20 protein-coding genes are annotated in these 14,055 nt (G+C 41.0%); 14 read left to right on the top strand and 6 right to left on the bottom strand.

Annotated features, from left to right (window positions below; all coding sequences use genetic code 11):
- Positions 1-16: 16 nt before the first annotated feature.
- From TERMP_RS04190 to TERMP_RS04175, 4 genes are read left to right on the top strand one after another with little or no spacing between them, the layout of a single operon-like run.
- Positions 17-1,165, top strand: a complete 1,149-nt coding sequence (locus TERMP_RS04190; protein WP_013467116.1) for a cysteine desulfurase family protein — start codon at positions 17-19, stop codon at positions 1,163-1,165.
- Positions 1,162-1,383 carry a sulfurtransferase TusA family protein gene (locus TERMP_RS04185; protein ID WP_013467115.1) on the top strand — a complete coding sequence of 74 codons (222 nt, stop codon included), beginning with the start codon at positions 1,162-1,164 and terminating at the stop codon, positions 1,381-1,383. Before TERMP_RS04190 ends, TERMP_RS04185 begins: the two co-directional genes overlap by 4 nt.
- A complete protein-coding gene (locus tag TERMP_RS04180; RefSeq protein WP_013467114.1) occupies positions 1,384-2,034 on the top strand; it encodes an iron-sulfur cluster assembly scaffold protein in 651 nt (216 codons plus the stop codon).
- A 57-nt stretch (positions 2,035-2,091) separates the two neighbouring features.
- Complete coding sequence (locus tag TERMP_RS04175) at positions 2,092-2,442, top strand: thioredoxin family protein (RefSeq protein ID WP_013467113.1); 351 nt, start codon at positions 2,092-2,094, stop codon at positions 2,440-2,442.
- On the opposite strand, the gene TERMP_RS04170 is transcribed toward TERMP_RS04175, so the two are convergent.
- Complete coding sequence (locus TERMP_RS04170) at positions 2,429-3,685, bottom strand: cation:proton antiporter (protein WP_013467112.1); 1,257 nt, start codon at positions 3,683-3,685, stop codon at positions 2,429-2,431. The two genes, TERMP_RS04175 and TERMP_RS04170, sit on opposite strands and share 14 nt — an antisense overlap.
- Entirely contained in the window at positions 3,649-4,173 is a 525-nt protein-coding gene (locus TERMP_RS04165) for a CBS domain-containing protein (protein WP_013467111.1), read from the bottom strand. Before TERMP_RS04165 ends, TERMP_RS04170 begins: the two co-directional genes overlap by 37 nt.
- 134 nt (positions 4,174-4,307) lie before the next feature.
- Between TERMP_RS04165 and TERMP_RS04160 the strand changes: the two genes are divergently transcribed.
- From TERMP_RS04160 to TERMP_RS04145, 4 genes are all read left to right on the top strand, one after another.
- Positions 4,308-4,859: a glutaredoxin family protein gene (locus TERMP_RS04160; RefSeq protein WP_048159755.1), complete on the top strand. Its 552-nt coding sequence runs from the start codon at positions 4,308-4,310 to the stop codon at positions 4,857-4,859.
- Positions 4,849-5,574 (top strand): electron transporter, encoded by a 726-nt coding sequence (locus TERMP_RS04155; protein WP_013467108.1) that lies wholly within the window; start codon positions 4,849-4,851, stop codon positions 5,572-5,574. Before TERMP_RS04160 ends, TERMP_RS04155 begins: the two co-directional genes overlap by 11 nt.
- Before the next feature lie 59 nt (positions 5,575-5,633).
- Complete coding sequence (locus TERMP_RS04150) at positions 5,634-6,116, top strand: hypothetical protein (RefSeq protein ID WP_013467107.1); 483 nt, start codon at positions 5,634-5,636, stop codon at positions 6,114-6,116.
- A 119-nt stretch (positions 6,117-6,235) separates the two neighbouring features.
- Complete coding sequence (locus TERMP_RS04145) at positions 6,236-6,487, top strand: PQ-loop repeat-containing protein (protein ID WP_013467106.1); 252 nt, start codon at positions 6,236-6,238, stop codon at positions 6,485-6,487.
- Here the strand turns inward: TERMP_RS04145 and TERMP_RS04140 are convergent, their stop codons facing one another.
- From TERMP_RS04140 to TERMP_RS04130, 3 genes are all read right to left on the bottom strand, one after another.
- Positions 6,488-7,129: a DUF257 family protein gene (locus TERMP_RS04140; protein ID WP_013467105.1), complete on the bottom strand. Its 642-nt coding sequence runs from the start codon at positions 7,127-7,129 to the stop codon at positions 6,488-6,490.
- A 1-nt stretch (position 7,130) separates the two neighbouring features.
- A complete protein-coding gene (locus TERMP_RS04135; RefSeq protein WP_013467104.1) occupies positions 7,131-7,823 on the bottom strand; it encodes a DUF257 family protein in 693 nt (230 codons plus the stop codon).
- An 88-nt stretch (positions 7,824-7,911) separates the two neighbouring features.
- On the bottom strand, positions 7,912-8,454 hold the full coding sequence (locus TERMP_RS04130; RefSeq protein WP_013467103.1) for a YbhB/YbcL family Raf kinase inhibitor-like protein: 543 nt from the start codon (positions 8,452-8,454) through the stop codon (positions 7,912-7,914).
- A 91-nt stretch (positions 8,455-8,545) separates the two neighbouring features.
- Here TERMP_RS04130 and TERMP_RS04125 point away from each other — a divergent pair, with 91 nt between their 5' ends.
- Genes TERMP_RS04125 through TERMP_RS04110 form a run of 4 tightly spaced genes read left to right on the top strand, consistent with a single transcriptional unit; the run spans position 8,546 to position 11,253 of the window.
- Positions 8,546-9,268, top strand: coding sequence for an SDR family NAD(P)-dependent oxidoreductase (locus TERMP_RS04125; RefSeq protein ID WP_013467102.1), 723 nt, complete (start codon positions 8,546-8,548; stop codon positions 9,266-9,268).
- A gap of 43 nt (positions 9,269-9,311) precedes the next feature.
- Positions 9,312-9,773: a DUF2284 domain-containing protein gene (locus tag TERMP_RS04120; protein ID WP_013467101.1), complete on the top strand. Its 462-nt coding sequence runs from the start codon at positions 9,312-9,314 to the stop codon at positions 9,771-9,773.
- Positions 9,774-9,781: 8 nt separating this feature from the next.
- The gene (locus TERMP_RS04115) at positions 9,782-10,252 is read left to right on the top strand and encodes a hypothetical protein (RefSeq protein ID WP_013467100.1); all 471 of its coding nucleotides are present in this window, start codon (positions 9,782-9,784) and stop codon (positions 10,250-10,252) included.
- A gap of 2 nt (positions 10,253-10,254) precedes the next feature.
- Positions 10,255-11,253 carry a PIN domain-containing protein gene (locus TERMP_RS04110; protein WP_013467099.1) on the top strand — a complete coding sequence of 333 codons (999 nt, stop codon included), beginning with the start codon at positions 10,255-10,257 and terminating at the stop codon, positions 11,251-11,253.
- Here TERMP_RS04110 and TERMP_RS04105 read toward each other — a convergent pair whose 3' ends face one another.
- Entirely contained in the window at positions 11,254-12,579 is a 1,326-nt protein-coding gene (locus TERMP_RS04105; RefSeq protein ID WP_013467098.1) for a RuvB-like helicase, read from the bottom strand.
- Between the two features lie 236 nt (positions 12,580-12,815).
- Between TERMP_RS04105 and TERMP_RS04100 the strand changes: the two genes are divergently transcribed.
- Together TERMP_RS04100 and TERMP_RS04095 are read left to right on the top strand one after the other, a co-directional pair.
- Positions 12,816-13,118, top strand: coding sequence for a Gar1/Naf1 family protein (locus TERMP_RS04100; RefSeq protein WP_013467097.1), 303 nt, complete (start codon positions 12,816-12,818; stop codon positions 13,116-13,118).
- 4 nt (positions 13,119-13,122) lie between these two features.
- Entirely contained in the window at positions 13,123-14,043 is a 921-nt protein-coding gene (locus TERMP_RS04095) for a transcription initiation factor IIB (protein ID WP_013467096.1), read from the top strand.
- The last annotated feature ends 12 nt before the right edge of the window (positions 14,044-14,055 follow it).

Below are 14,055 nucleotides of genomic sequence, written 5' to 3'. Positions count from 1 at the left end.
TAAGCGGGTGGAAAAGATGGTTATTTATTTAGACAATGCAAACACGACTAAGCCAGACCCCGAGGTAATTAGGGTAATGCTTGAATATTTTGAGAGAAAATATGGAACTCCTGGAGGGGAATTTGGGCATATATTTGACGAAGAATCCAGAGAAGCTGTTGAAGAAGCGAGGGAAAAAATAGCGAGGGAAATAAATGCCTCTCCAGAGGAAATTATCTTTGTCTCCGATGAAACTGAAGCAGATAATTTGGCGATAAAAGGTGTAGCATGGGCTAAGGGTAAAGGAAAAGTCCTGGCAAGCAAAATTGAGAGAAAAGCAATTCTTAACACAGTCAAAAGATTGGGAGAGTGGGGCTTCCAAGCTTATGAAGTTAGTGTTGATAAAGAGGGTTTTATCAACCTTGATAATCTCCAGGGCAACTTAAAAGACGCAATTCTCTTCGCCACTCACTTAGGAAACTTTGAAATTGGAACTATTCAAGATATCAAAGCAATATCTGAGATAGTCCACGATAAAGGTGCTCTCCTTTATCTGGACGCAAATCATGCCTTTGGTAAAGTCAAAATTGATGTCAAAAAGCTGGATGTTGACTTAATGAGCATTACTGCCCACTTAATCCACGGCCCTAAGGGAATTGCCGCACTTTATATAAGGGATGGGGTTAAGCTCAAACCTCTTCTCGATGGAGATGTGAGAGAAAGGGGAATAAGACCGGGAATGATAAATGTTCCAGCAATAGCTGGCTTTGGAAAGGCTGTAGAGCTGATAAACTATGATGACGCTAAGAGAATGGCAAAGCTTAGAGATAAGCTAATTGATCTGCTCTTAGGCATCCCCGATACAAAGCTCAACGGCCCAAGAGGAGAGAAAAGGCTTCCCAATAATGTAAACGTTTCATTCGCTTACGTTGAAGGAGAGAGCATTTTGCTTCACTGTGATCTAAGGGGGTTAGTGTTCTCAACTGGTTCCGCATGCTATTCGCAAGAACTTTTGCCGAGTCATGTGATTAGAGCCATTGGAGGTTCATTTGAAGATGCCCACGGTTCAGTGAGGCTGAGCCTAAGCAAGTGGACGACTGAAGAGGAGATAGTAAAAGCATACGAGATTATAAGGGATGTCGTTGAAAAACTGAGGGAAATCAGTATTTATGGTGGGAAGAGATGATAAAAATCAATGTCATCGGGAAGGAATGTCCAATTCCGCTTAATGAATTCAGAAAGGCGCTGAGAAAAGCCAAGGTTGGAGAAGTAATAGAAATTGTCGGAACTCATGAGCTGAGCAAGGGGGAGATAGCACTGGCAGCAGACGAAACTGGGCAGGAAATCCTCGAAATTGATGAGAAGGACGGTATTTGGAGAATTGTCGTAAAAAAGGTGAGATAAATGGAAAGATTTGATGGTAGAAAATGGGACGAGAAAAAGAGGATAGGCTACTCAAGAAAGGTTCTTTACTATTTTCTTCATCCAAAAAATGTTGGAGAAATAGAGAATCCAAGCGTCACGGCAAAAGCAGGAAGTCCAGCATGTGGAGACATGATAAAGCTCTATTTAAAGATTGAAAATGATAAAATAGTTGATGCTAAATTTAGGAGCTATGGTTGTGCTGCAAATATTGCAACTGCCTCAGTGCTTACGGAAATGATCATAGGAAAGACTGTTGAAGAAGCTAAGAAAATTAAATTTAAAGACATTGTGGAGGAGCTTGGGGGTTTGCCGCAGATCAAATATCACTGTGCAGTTTTAGCAGCTGAAGGACTTAAGCAGGCATTGGCTAAATGGGACGTTATTACGGGAAAGAGACAGATCGATGAGAAATTTGTCAAGCTTATTCTTGCAGCGGTTATTGATCCGCTTACTGGGGAAAGCGTTCTTAGGGGGGATAAGTATAAGGGATGTAAGATTGAAGGCAGAAAAGTTAAGATAATGCTTAATATTCCCAAGGACAGTCCAGAGGCTGAAGTTTTCGAAGAACAGATAAGAGAAGCTTTTGAAGGACTTGATGTTGATTTAGAGATTGAATTTACGGAATCATGAAATTTTCTTCAACAATTTCTTTTTAAACCCTTTTTCTAAGCTCTTCTCGGTGAGAACATGGACGAGCTTGAGATGATTAGGAGAAAAAAGATGCTTGAGCTCATGAAGAGGATGGGGATGGTTGAGGTTAAACCAAAGGGACCAAGAGTTGTTATTGAAGTTATTACCTCACCAACATGTCCTTACTGTCCAATAGCACTTCAAATGGCTAAAGAGATAGCGAGGAGGCATCCTGGAGTGATAGTAAAAGAGCTGAGCGTTGCGACTCCAGAAGGAAGAAAAAAGGCAATGGAACATAACATCTTGGGAACACCAACAATTCTAATAAACAACAAGGTGGAATTTATTGGAGTTCCTCCATTTGTGGAATTTGAAAGAAAAGTGAAAGAAAAGCTCAGCTCTGCCTGATCTCCGCAATTTTTCTTTTAGTCTCTTTAACTTTCTCTTTCCTAATTTCTGCTTTCTCCTTTTTCATTTTCTCAACATCCTCTTTAAATGCCCACTTCAGCAGTGGGGGAGTTATCAGCACAGAAACGGTGATGAAAATAAGCGTTGCGGCTATAAACTTTTGTGCATCGCTTTGGGGTATTGCACCTCCGTGAATTGCAACCATGAGATCAACGAGAGCAACTTCAGTTCTTGGGATTGATCCTATTCCCATCTGAAGAGATTTCTTAAAGTTCCAGCCCATCATCATTGCTCCGATTCCCCTTCCGACTACCTTTCCTATTACAGCTATACTTGTTAGAACTGCTGCCAGTGCCAGTGCATCTCTACTCATGAAAACCTTTAAATCAAGCATTGCCCCCGTGTACACGAAAAATATTGGGATTAAAAAGCCATATCCGATGGCTTTAACGTCTTCTGCTATTTTTCTCCCTTCTGGAAGCTTTGATAAAACAAGGCCCGCCATAAATGCACCTTCAATTGCAGCTGCGAACCATTTTTCAGCAAGTGCGGAGAAGAGGAACATTAACGCCAGAACCATAGCCAGGACACCTTTTTCTACATGAAGCCATTCAGAGAATCGGATGTATTTATCGATGGAATACCATGCAACGACACCTGTGATTATAAAGAAGGCAGTCATCTTTCCAATTAACCCCAAAATGCTACCTGTTCCAACGGCAAATATTATCAGTGCTATGCCCAGAAAGTCATCCATAACACTTGCACTCAGCGACGCTGCACCCACTTCGCTCCTCAAGACACCCAAATCCATCATGACCCTAACTGTTATCCCAATGCTCGTTGCTGTAAGCAGAACACCGCCAGCAAATGCCTCTCTGGAGGGGTATCCCATTAATTTAAGCCCAAAATATCCCATTATTAAGGGAGCAAATACACCCATAAGCGTGGAGACCGTGGCAACTTTCCCAGTTCTCTTGATCATTTCCATGTCAGTGTCAAGACCTCCCAAGAAGAGCAGGAAGATTATCCCAAGCTTTGCCAAAAACTCGAAAGTTTCATTTGAATGTAAAGTTAAGTACTCTGGACTGATAACTCCAAAATATATCAGATTCCCCAAAATCATACCCATCAGAATTTCTCCCAAAACACCTGGAAGCTCAAAACGCTCCATTATGTTGTCGCCGATCTTTCCCACAATTAGTGCTACTCCGATTGTGAAGAGGATCCACTCTGGCTCCATTGGGCACCACCTATGCGCATCAGTCTCATAAACTCGTTGACCAGTATCCTGAGGCTTATTTCTCCTACAAGTTTCCCATTTTCGTCAATGATTGCCAGTAAAGGCACTTTATATCGTTTCATCTTTGTTAATGCTTCAAGGACACTTGCATCCTCGTTTATTGTAAGAACGTTGCGCTCCATCACATGTTCTGCCCGATCTGCCCCTCCAAGGATCGACTTAAAGAGATGACTGATGTTTCCAAGTCTTGCTTTCTGAAGCTCGGGAGGTAGGAGAACATCCACAATGTTGATGTATCTGATAACTCCCTCAAGCTTCATATCATCTCTGTTATTGACCACCCACACATGATGTCGGGTTCTGAGCAATTTTAAGACGTCAACTACTGGGGAGTCCTTTGTTACAATTGGCATTGAAGCTAATGGAGGCATCACCTGCTTAACTTTCAATGAGTGGAATGTCTGAAGTGCCTTTTCAACCTCACTCATCCTATCACCAACCAGCTCTAAGTTTTCCAGCTATTTAATGGTTTTTGTAAAAAGACATGCATTCGTGGGCGTTTATATGCAATACCCAAATACTTAAATTAGCATATCCCGATACTCATCCATAGGTGATTTTAATGAAAAGGATTGTTGCTGGAGTAGTTTTCGCTGTGGTTATCCTCGGTGTGTTTGCCAGTCTGTGTATTTCAAATAATAATACTATGACCTCCCCATCAGCCATGCAGAGTTCATCTGTGAATACACAAACTCAGTCACAAAATCAAATTGATGTTTCAAAGCTCCACTTTTACATGTTTGGACTTGCAACATGCCCCCACTGTAAGAAAATGAAACAGTTATTGCCAGAGGCTTTTGGAAAAAACTCACTCACCTACTATGAGCTTCAAGGGAATGATCACAACAGCAATCTTTTTTCTGAGCTGTATTCTATGCTCGGTGTTACTGGAGTTCCTGTTATAGGAATATTCTATGATAACCGCTTGGTGGCTATTGTCGAAGGAGAAATCCCAGAACCTTCCAAAAATGTCCCAATAATCGTGGAGACTGCAATAAAGGAGAAAGGAGTTCTTTTCATAACTGATAAAACATATTTAATACCGTTAAATCAAACAGAAACTATTAAGAAGCTTGAAAATATTTTCATGAATGGTGAGCCAAGTGAAGGATGAAATCAAAACCCTTCTGTTGATAATTTCTTTATCTTTTGGACTAACTATTCTGGTGCTTTTTCTCGTAAACCTTCAATCGATGATATTCCCCCTTATCTCTCTGGCGGTGTCAGATTCCATAAACCCATGCACCTTTGTCATCTATACCATGTTTCTCATTGCCTTGTCGCTCAAAGAGGGAATTTCAAAAAGGAAAATTTATGAAATAGGCATGGCGTTTGTAGTTGCGATTTACATATCCTACTACATCCTTGGAATTGGACTTGTTGTGTTTACAAGGAGCATTCCAACATGGATAGCGGGAGTTGTATCTCTAATTTTCGGTTTTTACACATTCTTTACCGGATACTTTGAGAAGTCAAGAGTTGCAGGAAAGAAAAATGTCAGAAAATCTATCTTCAGACAGGAAGCAACGTTGTTTGGGGCATTTGCCTTAGGTGTGATGGTTTCATTTACTCTCCTGCCGTGTTCTGCTGGAAGCTATCTTATATATGCGATTTTGATCTCAAAGATTGGAAGAACATTGACCTGGATTCTACTGGGGCTCTATAACCTCATATTTGTTCTGCCGCTCCTTATAATCCTTTTTACAGTGAGCAGTATAGCCGAAAGTAAAAGTCTATCCCAAAAAATCGTTAGAAGGTCAAGGGAACTTTCAATGATAGCTGGTTTTGTCTTAATGCTCCTCGGTGTTTATGTTCTATTCTTTTATTAACTCTCAAATCTTGAGAAAGCTTAAATTTACTAAAAACAAAACTCAACTTGGTGTTATTGATGCAGGAATGGTATCAGTCAAGGGCTCTGTATGAAGCAATTTCAAAGCTCATAGGTAATCGGGATTTCAAAACCGCAGTTCAAATTGCTGAGACAATACCTGATAAAGGCATAAAAGCAAAAGCATTTTCAAAAATAACAGTTGAAATGGCCAAGATGGGTGAAGACTATCGGGAGGTCTTGAAAAAGACGCTTGATGCCATTTTTGAAATGGAAAATGAGGACAGCATAACAAAGGCACTTATGAGTCTTGCCTTTGAATTTCTGAATCTTGATATGATCGATGAGAGTCTTAGGATTGCATCGATGATTAAAGATGTTTCCAATCGCTCCAAAATTCAGGCAGAGGTTGCCATATCTCTCGCAAAGAAGGGAAAGATTCCGGAAGCACTTAAACTTATTAACGATATCTTGGATGATGATGTCAAAACATGGGCGACTTCAAGATTGGCTGCAGAGATTAACCAAAAGCGGGAGGATTGACATTATCTTGTTAAACTTTCACTTTTCGTTTACTATTTTTGATTCAATTAAATTCACAATGTTTTTTTAACCTTTTCTCAGAGGTTCGTGAAGCCTTAAAAATAAGGGGGTGAAATGAGATGGTAGGGGGAGAGATAATAGGTTTAATGGGAATGTTGCTTCTGGTAAGCTCCTGGGTTCCTCAGACAATCGAGACAATAAGGACGAAGCAATGCCCTCTAAACTTTAGGTTTATACTCATCTATGTGACGGCATCAACTCTGCTCACGATATACTCCTACATAATCGGAGACTGGATATTTTTAATGCTGAACGCCCTTGCAGCTTTTCAAAGTGCTGTGAACTTATATGTTAAAGTGAGATACGGCTGATTAAATTTTGACTTTTGCTCCCACTATCTCTATTTTTGGAGATTTTAAGACTCGAATATACCATCCATCCGCATCTTTTTCGAGTTTTATCACAGAAGTTGCTGAATCTATTAGGAATTCCAGGGCATTTCCTATATTTGCGACAACTTCCTGATTAACGAAATATATCGCAGTACGTTTTTTGTTTCCAACAAAATCCTTAACTGCCATCAGGATCATCTTCAAATCTTTTGGACTTTCTGAGTAGAATGCTAAGAGCTTATCAAATCCAAGCGTTACATCAAAGACGAATTCCTTATCCTGCAGTGAGCTCTCAAATGCCTCTTCGTATTTTCGCAGGTGAATTGCTGCGTCTTCATCTACGCTGATTCTGCTGATAACATTTCCCACATGTATCTTGCCGCCTTCTTTGATAACGGATATCCTATCGTCATCGAGATCGAGTTCTATGTCAATATACTCCAACTGCGTTTTGTATGTGTACAGCATGTCAAATATGTCCGCCACATAAAGATCGAGACCTCTCTTTTTGCAGTATTCCACTACTTTTCTCAGGAGGATATACGATGGAGAGATTGGAGGATATAGGAATAGAACCGTTTCTCCCCGTTTAAAGCTCTCAAGTAGTTCAAAAACTTCCATCTTAAAGTCCCTCCTTCAGGTAGTTCAGCATTTCCTCTATGCTGAATTTGAATTGGGAACCAACAAGGGAAGGATAGGGCGACTTTAGGAATGTCACCAAGATGGTGTTGCCCTCTTTCTCAAGTCTTACGACACTTGTTGATATCTCTTCAAAAATTGGGAGCACAAGAGGTGTTTTCTTTAACAGTTCTCTGTTAACAAAATAAAAGGCTGTCCTTCGTTTATTCCCGAGGTAATGTGTTCGGGTAAGAAGGAATAGATACCGCTGGTAAGAGGGATAAAGGTCTGTTAACCTGTCAAACCCAAGAACAATGTTTATAAAGAAATCTCTCTGGCTCAGTATTGAATCAAAAGCTGCTTTATAGTTTTCATACTGAATGTAGAACTCACCGGTAAGTCTGATTTCAGAGACTACGTTGCCGACTTCTTTATGCCCTCCAATTTTCAGTACAAAGACATCCTCGCTGTACAGGAAGTCAGTATTCAGACCAGCAAAATCGAGATACGTCTTATAAAGATGTAGTGTGTCTAAGATATCATCGATTAGAAGAGGGAGTCCAAGCTTCAATGAGTATGTAGCAAGGACGTAGAATGCTATGGGGTAAAACGAGTCGGGTGTGTACTCTATAAGAACGATCTCTCCTGGTTTGATCTTTGAAAAGTGTTCCATCAGGTATGAAACCTTTTCTACCACGCAGAACACCCCCCTAATTAACTCTACCCTCGATTGTTAAAAATGTTATGGAACAAAGCTGAAAAACGAAAACAGAAAAATTAGGCATTTATTTTCGTTCGTAAATACCAATAAGTTCACCATATTGGATAATATGTCCTTTCATAGCTTTTTCCAGATCTCTCTTAGTAGCCCCCGGCTTCAAATTCAGCTGGGTGTCAAGAACGTAGATCTTAAAGTGGTAATGGTGAATCCCGTGTCCGCGAGGAGGACAAGGGCCGTTGTATCCAATTCTCCCGAAATCATTCCTCCCTTGAACAACATGTATTGGTGACTCGACAACGCCTTTTTTGGGTATATTCTCGGGTATTTCATTGACAGGAGGGATGTTCCATGCAACCCAGTGGACAAAAGTTCCTATTGGAGCGTCAGGATCGTCAACGATTATTGCAATGCTGACGGCTTTGTCACTGAGACCTTCGACTCTTAGAGGTGGACTTATGTCTGCCCCTTCACAAGTATACCTGCTTGGAATAGGCTCACCGTTCTTAAAAACGGAAGTCACCTTAAGACTCATCCTATCATCTCCATGCCCTACACACCCCGATATCAAAACAAAAGCTGAGATAAATAGGACAAGCAGTTCCTTCATGATGATCTTTTCACTTTTTAAACGTAAAAATATTTCGGAAATTGAGCAAGTATTTTTAACCCTTGCGTTGTAAATTTATAAGGTGATAAAAATGAAGCTCGCCGGTAAAGTTGCCCTTGTTACCGGAGCATCAAGGGGAATTGGGCGGGCAATAGCAGTTGCATTGGCACAAAAAGGAGCAAATGTAGTGATAAATTATGTTCGCAATGAGGAAGAGGCAAAGAGAACTGAAGAGTTGTGTAGGGAATATGGTGTTGAAACACTGGTTATAAAAGCTGATGTAAGCAGCAGGGAAGAAGTAAGAAAGATGGTAGAGGCTGTGATCAAAAAATTCGGCAGAATAGACATCCTGGTTAACAATGCTGGCATTCTTGGAAATTCTATAAATCCCCTGGAGATAACAGAAGAGGAGTGGGATAAGGTAATAAGCATAAACCTAAAAGGTGCCTTTCTGGTTATTCAAGAGGTTCTGAGATATATGAAAAAAGGGAAGATCGTGAACATAACATCAATCGCAGGAAAAGATGGAGGAACCGTTGGGGCACACTATGCTGCTTCAAAAGGCGGTCTTATAGCCCTAACTTTTAACTTAGCAAGACACTTAGCACCAAACATTTTGGTGAATGCAGTTGCACCAGGTCCAGTTGATACAGAGCTTATACCTCCAGAAATAAAGGAGAAGCTCAGAAAGCTTTCCTTAACTGGGGAGATAGCAAAGCCGGAAGATGTCGCTCATGCTGTGATTTTTCTCTTAGAGAACGACCACATAACTGGGGAGCTCATAGATGTGAACGGCGGCAGGCTGATGGATTGAGACAAAGTTTTTATCCTCAAATTTCTTTTTCTCTTTGATAGCCATGAAGCTCATATACGAAAGGGAAATAGACACTGAGAGTATTGTTGTCTCTCCCAGACCCGTTTGGAAATGTAGAACTTGTCCAGTTTATGGTAAAAGCCCTTCATGCCCTCCATATGTTCCCTCATGGAAAGAGAGCAAAGAGTGGATAAAGCATTTTAAGAAGGCCCTTCTGCTCAAGTTCCAGCTTGACTATGAGGACTTTGAGGAAGAAAAGAGAAAAGTCCTGTTGTATCTGCTTCAGAAAGAAGAGGAACTTTTTAGAAAAGGGAACCCCTATGTGTTAGCTCTCTTTCCAGGAAACTGCAATCTCTGTGAGGTGTGTGAGTTTGAAAAGAGCAAACAATGCAAAATGCCAACAAAGGTAAGACCCTCCATTGATGCTATAGGAATAGAGCTTTCCAAAATTGTTGATCTGAACTTCGGCGAAAGTGTTTTGTATGGGTTGATATTAGTGGGGTAAGAGTGAAAATGAAGGCATATATAACAATGCTCGGTCGTTCCACATGGGCAATGATAAATGCATATTACGCTGTGGTTATGGAGAAAAAGTACAGGCCCAATGAGATCTACATTTTCCTTGAAGACATATATCAAGACAAGATTCCAGTTGCAGTTGAGGCGCTTAAAATAATATCTGCTGCCTTCGGGTTCTCACCAAAGGTTGAAGTGATAACCATAGAAGAGGCTAACTTCAAGGAAGCAAGGAGAAAAGTTGAGAGCCTTTTGAGAAAGCTTAAAGATAAAGGATTTGAAATAGCTATAGACATAACTTCTGGAAGAAAGGCATTAGTGGCTGGAGCACTTGTCCATGGGGTGCCGCTGAAGGTGGACCATGTTTTCTACCTCGCCCTTGCAGAGAAAGATCTTCAGTTTGCGAACAGGCCTTACATGATGATCCCTATCCATTCTCAAAAGTTGGAGGACTTTATGGAGGGATAGTGGTGGAAATTATTATTGATAAGCCTGAAGTCCAAATTCTGCTCAACCTTCTTCCCGACGATGCTGTTGTATCATATCCGCTTTATGGGAACTTCCCTCTTTTGAAGTTCAGAAGAGAAGGATATGGATACGGGATAGAGGCATTGACACAGCCGGAGGATTTCTCTCGAATTCTGTCAGAGAAAAAGGACAGTTTTCACGACCTCCCAACCTACAGAGATTTTCATGAGTGTGTTTTAGCTTCTGGTATTCTAAAATACAGCAATCTTGACGATTTTGAGAAACATCTGGAAAGCTATGCACTCTTAAGCAAAAGAGTTATCTTTGCTTTGGATACGAATATCTTCTATCACAGGTTCGTGTCCTCTTACATCCCCCTCCAGAGGTATGAGCTTGCAGTGGTTGACGTTGTTATCTGGGAAATTGAACAGTCAATGAACTATAAGTACCATTTGGGGCACATAAATGCTCTGAAACGCATCCTCCCCAACTCATACCTTCTGGATGAATTCCACAACAGGAGAATGAAAAAATCAAGAAAAGCAGCATATATTGCTCTTAAGGAATTTAAAGCATTAAAGGACAGGATAATAGAAGTTAGAAGGGTTCATGAAGAGTCGGGAACTAATGATGAGCTTATTGTCAAATCACTTAAGCAGTTCGACAAAGAAACGCCTTCTCTTGTAGTTCTTTTAACAGCAGATATTGCGATGACCGATATAGCGGAGCTTGAAGGGGTTGAATACTTCCTATTTGAGTATCCCCATGAAAAGATTTCAACTCACCATGCAACTCCGTACCAGATGAGAACTCTGCTCTTTAACCTTGCAGCGGTGTTTGGTGTAATACGGGTTGAAGATGTCCTGATTTTTGGAGAATTTGGCGGAAAGGTAAAGCTAAATGACCTTAAACTGAAATTCTTGAAAAACTCAATCTACCACGAATTCACATTCCATTTGAAGCTCAGCAGGAAGCTGAAAGAACTAAAAATAGAAAGATAATCAGCGGAGCATGCCCTCAAGTTTCTCCACATAACTAATGCTTCTTTTTATATCAGCAAAGTATCCCTGTGCTTTCATTATGTGCTCTTTTTTGACTTTCTGTCCTTGGGCAATTATGCTTGAAGGGGCAAGCAACTGAACAGCATACCTCAGACTTGTTTTTTCCCCGAGCTCTGCGAGGTACTCAATTGCTTCATCGCTTATATCGATGCCTTCTTCTCTGGCTCTAATTTTCACGATTTCCCTGATTTCATCTTTTTTGTAAGGTTCTGTGTTGATGATAAGCAGTCTATCCAGCATGTCAATTGGAATGCCATGAGGGGCTTCAATGTCAGTTCCTCTAATCTTTGTCTTCCCCCTGTTGGTTGCAAGGATCAAAATCGGTGCCAGCTCACTTTCCATAGCTCTTGCAAGGAATGAAAATGCCTCTATATCAAGCATGTGGCATTCATCAATGAACAATACACCCGGAACGAGCACGGCTTTCCCTTCTTCCACCCATCCCTTAACGGTCTCATCAACCCTTTCCCTGACCTCGTCTGTTATCTCCAGTCCTCCTCCAAAAATCAGGGTAAATATTCCTCCGGCTCTTGCGTTTACAACGTCCAGGTCGTGAAGTGTAACAGTATATGTAAACTCCTTGATTTTCAGCACCGGACCACTTGGCATTTCAACCTTTTTCTTTAGGAAGATTCCTTCTTCTTCCTTTGTTGTTCCGATTTTTGAAATTCTTCCACTTTCTGCATCGATCTGGATTACATCACCCTCTTCAATTCCAAGATCGAGGAGTTGGTATGCAATCTCCCTTCCTGCCCTAATCGTTTTTTCATCATCCTTTGTTCTAAGCGTCAGTATCACAGATTCCGGAATCTCAACATATGGATTGAATGGGTGCCTTGTTCTTCTGATTTCAATTTTCTCAACTTTTCCTTCATACACTTTTCTTTCTTCACTTATTCTAACTCCTATAGCCCTTCTCAATGCCTGCTTTAGGAATTCTGTCTTCTTTATTTCAGCTGAGTATATCTCACTTCCAGAGATTTGAACGAATGGTACATCTTCGCCAAGCTCTTTGGCGATACCTATAGCGATTGCTGTTTTTCCGCTTCCGGTTGGCCCAACAAGGAGTATGCCCTTTCCAGCAAGTTTGCCCCTCTTTATCAGCTTAACTGCAATTCCTGCTGCCTCTCTTGCTTTAATCTGCCCGACCATGCCATCTGCAATGAACTTTGCCTTTCCATTTTCATCCAGTCCGAGACCTTTGATATGGGAATGACTTCCTACTCTCTCGAAGCTTACCTTTGCAATTTCCTCTATAACTGCCATCCCATCACCCCCTTAAAATACCATTTTGTTATTAAAATGGAGGTTGCTTTAAAAGATTAACGGGCGAAGGTTTTTGTTCGAGAAAGAGTTTCATTTATACAACATAAGATTCCACTGGATATGAACCTTCTTTCTTAAAACTTTTTCGTCCGAATTTACGACTTAAGATAATAATACGAAAGATTTAAAAATAAAAAAGCGAAAGATTTAAAAAGATTTTGGTTCGGGGTGGGGCTATGAAGCGTTTAGGTAGGGTTTCTCATTATGCAAAGCAGGGTTTTCTGATACTCCGTTCTAATTGGATCCCATCATTAAACGATCCAGTTGTGGATAAGGATCTTCAGCTTGTGGGCATCGTTAAGGATGTATTTGGCCCAGTGAAGATGCCATATATAGCGGTAAAACCAAAGGTAAAGGCTCCTGAGAAGTATGTTGGACAGGTTCTTTACATTGACGAGAGAAAGAGAAAGAAAGAGACTCAGAAAAAGAAAGGAAAAAAATTCAAGAGAAAGCGCCCTGCCCCCAGAAGGAGGGGGTGATTGTTTGATTTCTGCCGAAGACTTTAAGAAATGTCCTGTCTGTGGGTCAGTTAGGCTTATCTACGACCCCGAAAGAGGAGAAATCGTGTGCACAGCATGCGGTTATGTGGTTGCTCAGAACATAATTGATTCGGGTCCAGAGTGGAGAGCATTTGATGCCGATCAAAGGGTGAAGAGGGGTAGAGTTGGGGCTCCAATGACAATGATGATTCATGATAAGGGTCTTTCCAGCACCATTGATTGGAAGAACAAAGACATTCATGGTCACGATATCTCGGGTACAATGAGGGCAAAAATGTATCGTCTTAGGAAATGGCAGAGGAGAATTAGGGTCAGTGATGCTGCGGAGAGAAATCTGGCATTTGCTCTAAGTGAGTTAGACAGAATGGCATCCCAACTGGGTCTTCCAAGAAATATCAAAGAGATGGCGGCTGCTCTTTATAGAAAAGCTGTTATGGAAAGGCTCATAAGGGGGAGGTCAATTGAAGGAGTGACAGCTGCATGTTTGTATGCAGCATGTAGAATGGCAAAGGTCCCAAGAACCTTGGATGAAATTGAAGAAGTTGCAAGGGTTGACAAGAAAGAAATAGGCAGGAGCTACAGATTTATAGCAAGGGAGCTTCATTTAAGGCTTACCCCAACGAGTCCAATCGATTATGTAAGTAGATTTGCTGATCAGCTGGGTTTGAGCGAAAGAACAAAAAATAGAGCGGTTAAGATACTTCAAAAAGCCATCAAACTTGGTCTTACCAGCGGGAGAGGACCTATGGGGGTTGCTGCCGCTGCATTATATATTGCGAGCGTTCTTGAAGGAGAGAAAAAGACTCAGAGAGAGGTTGCTGAAGTAGCTCACGTAACTGAAGTTACGGTGAGGAACAGATACAAGGAACTTGTAGAAAGACTTAACATAAGATTAAGCCTATAACAGAACCAGATG

The sequence above is a fragment of the Thermococcus barophilus MP genome (assembly GCF_000151105.2).
GTDB lineage: Archaea > Methanobacteriota_B > Thermococci > Thermococcales > Thermococcaceae > Thermococcus_B > Thermococcus_B barophilus.
Note: the sequence above shows the minus strand (reverse complement) of the source record. Positions and strands in the feature narration are given on the sequence as shown.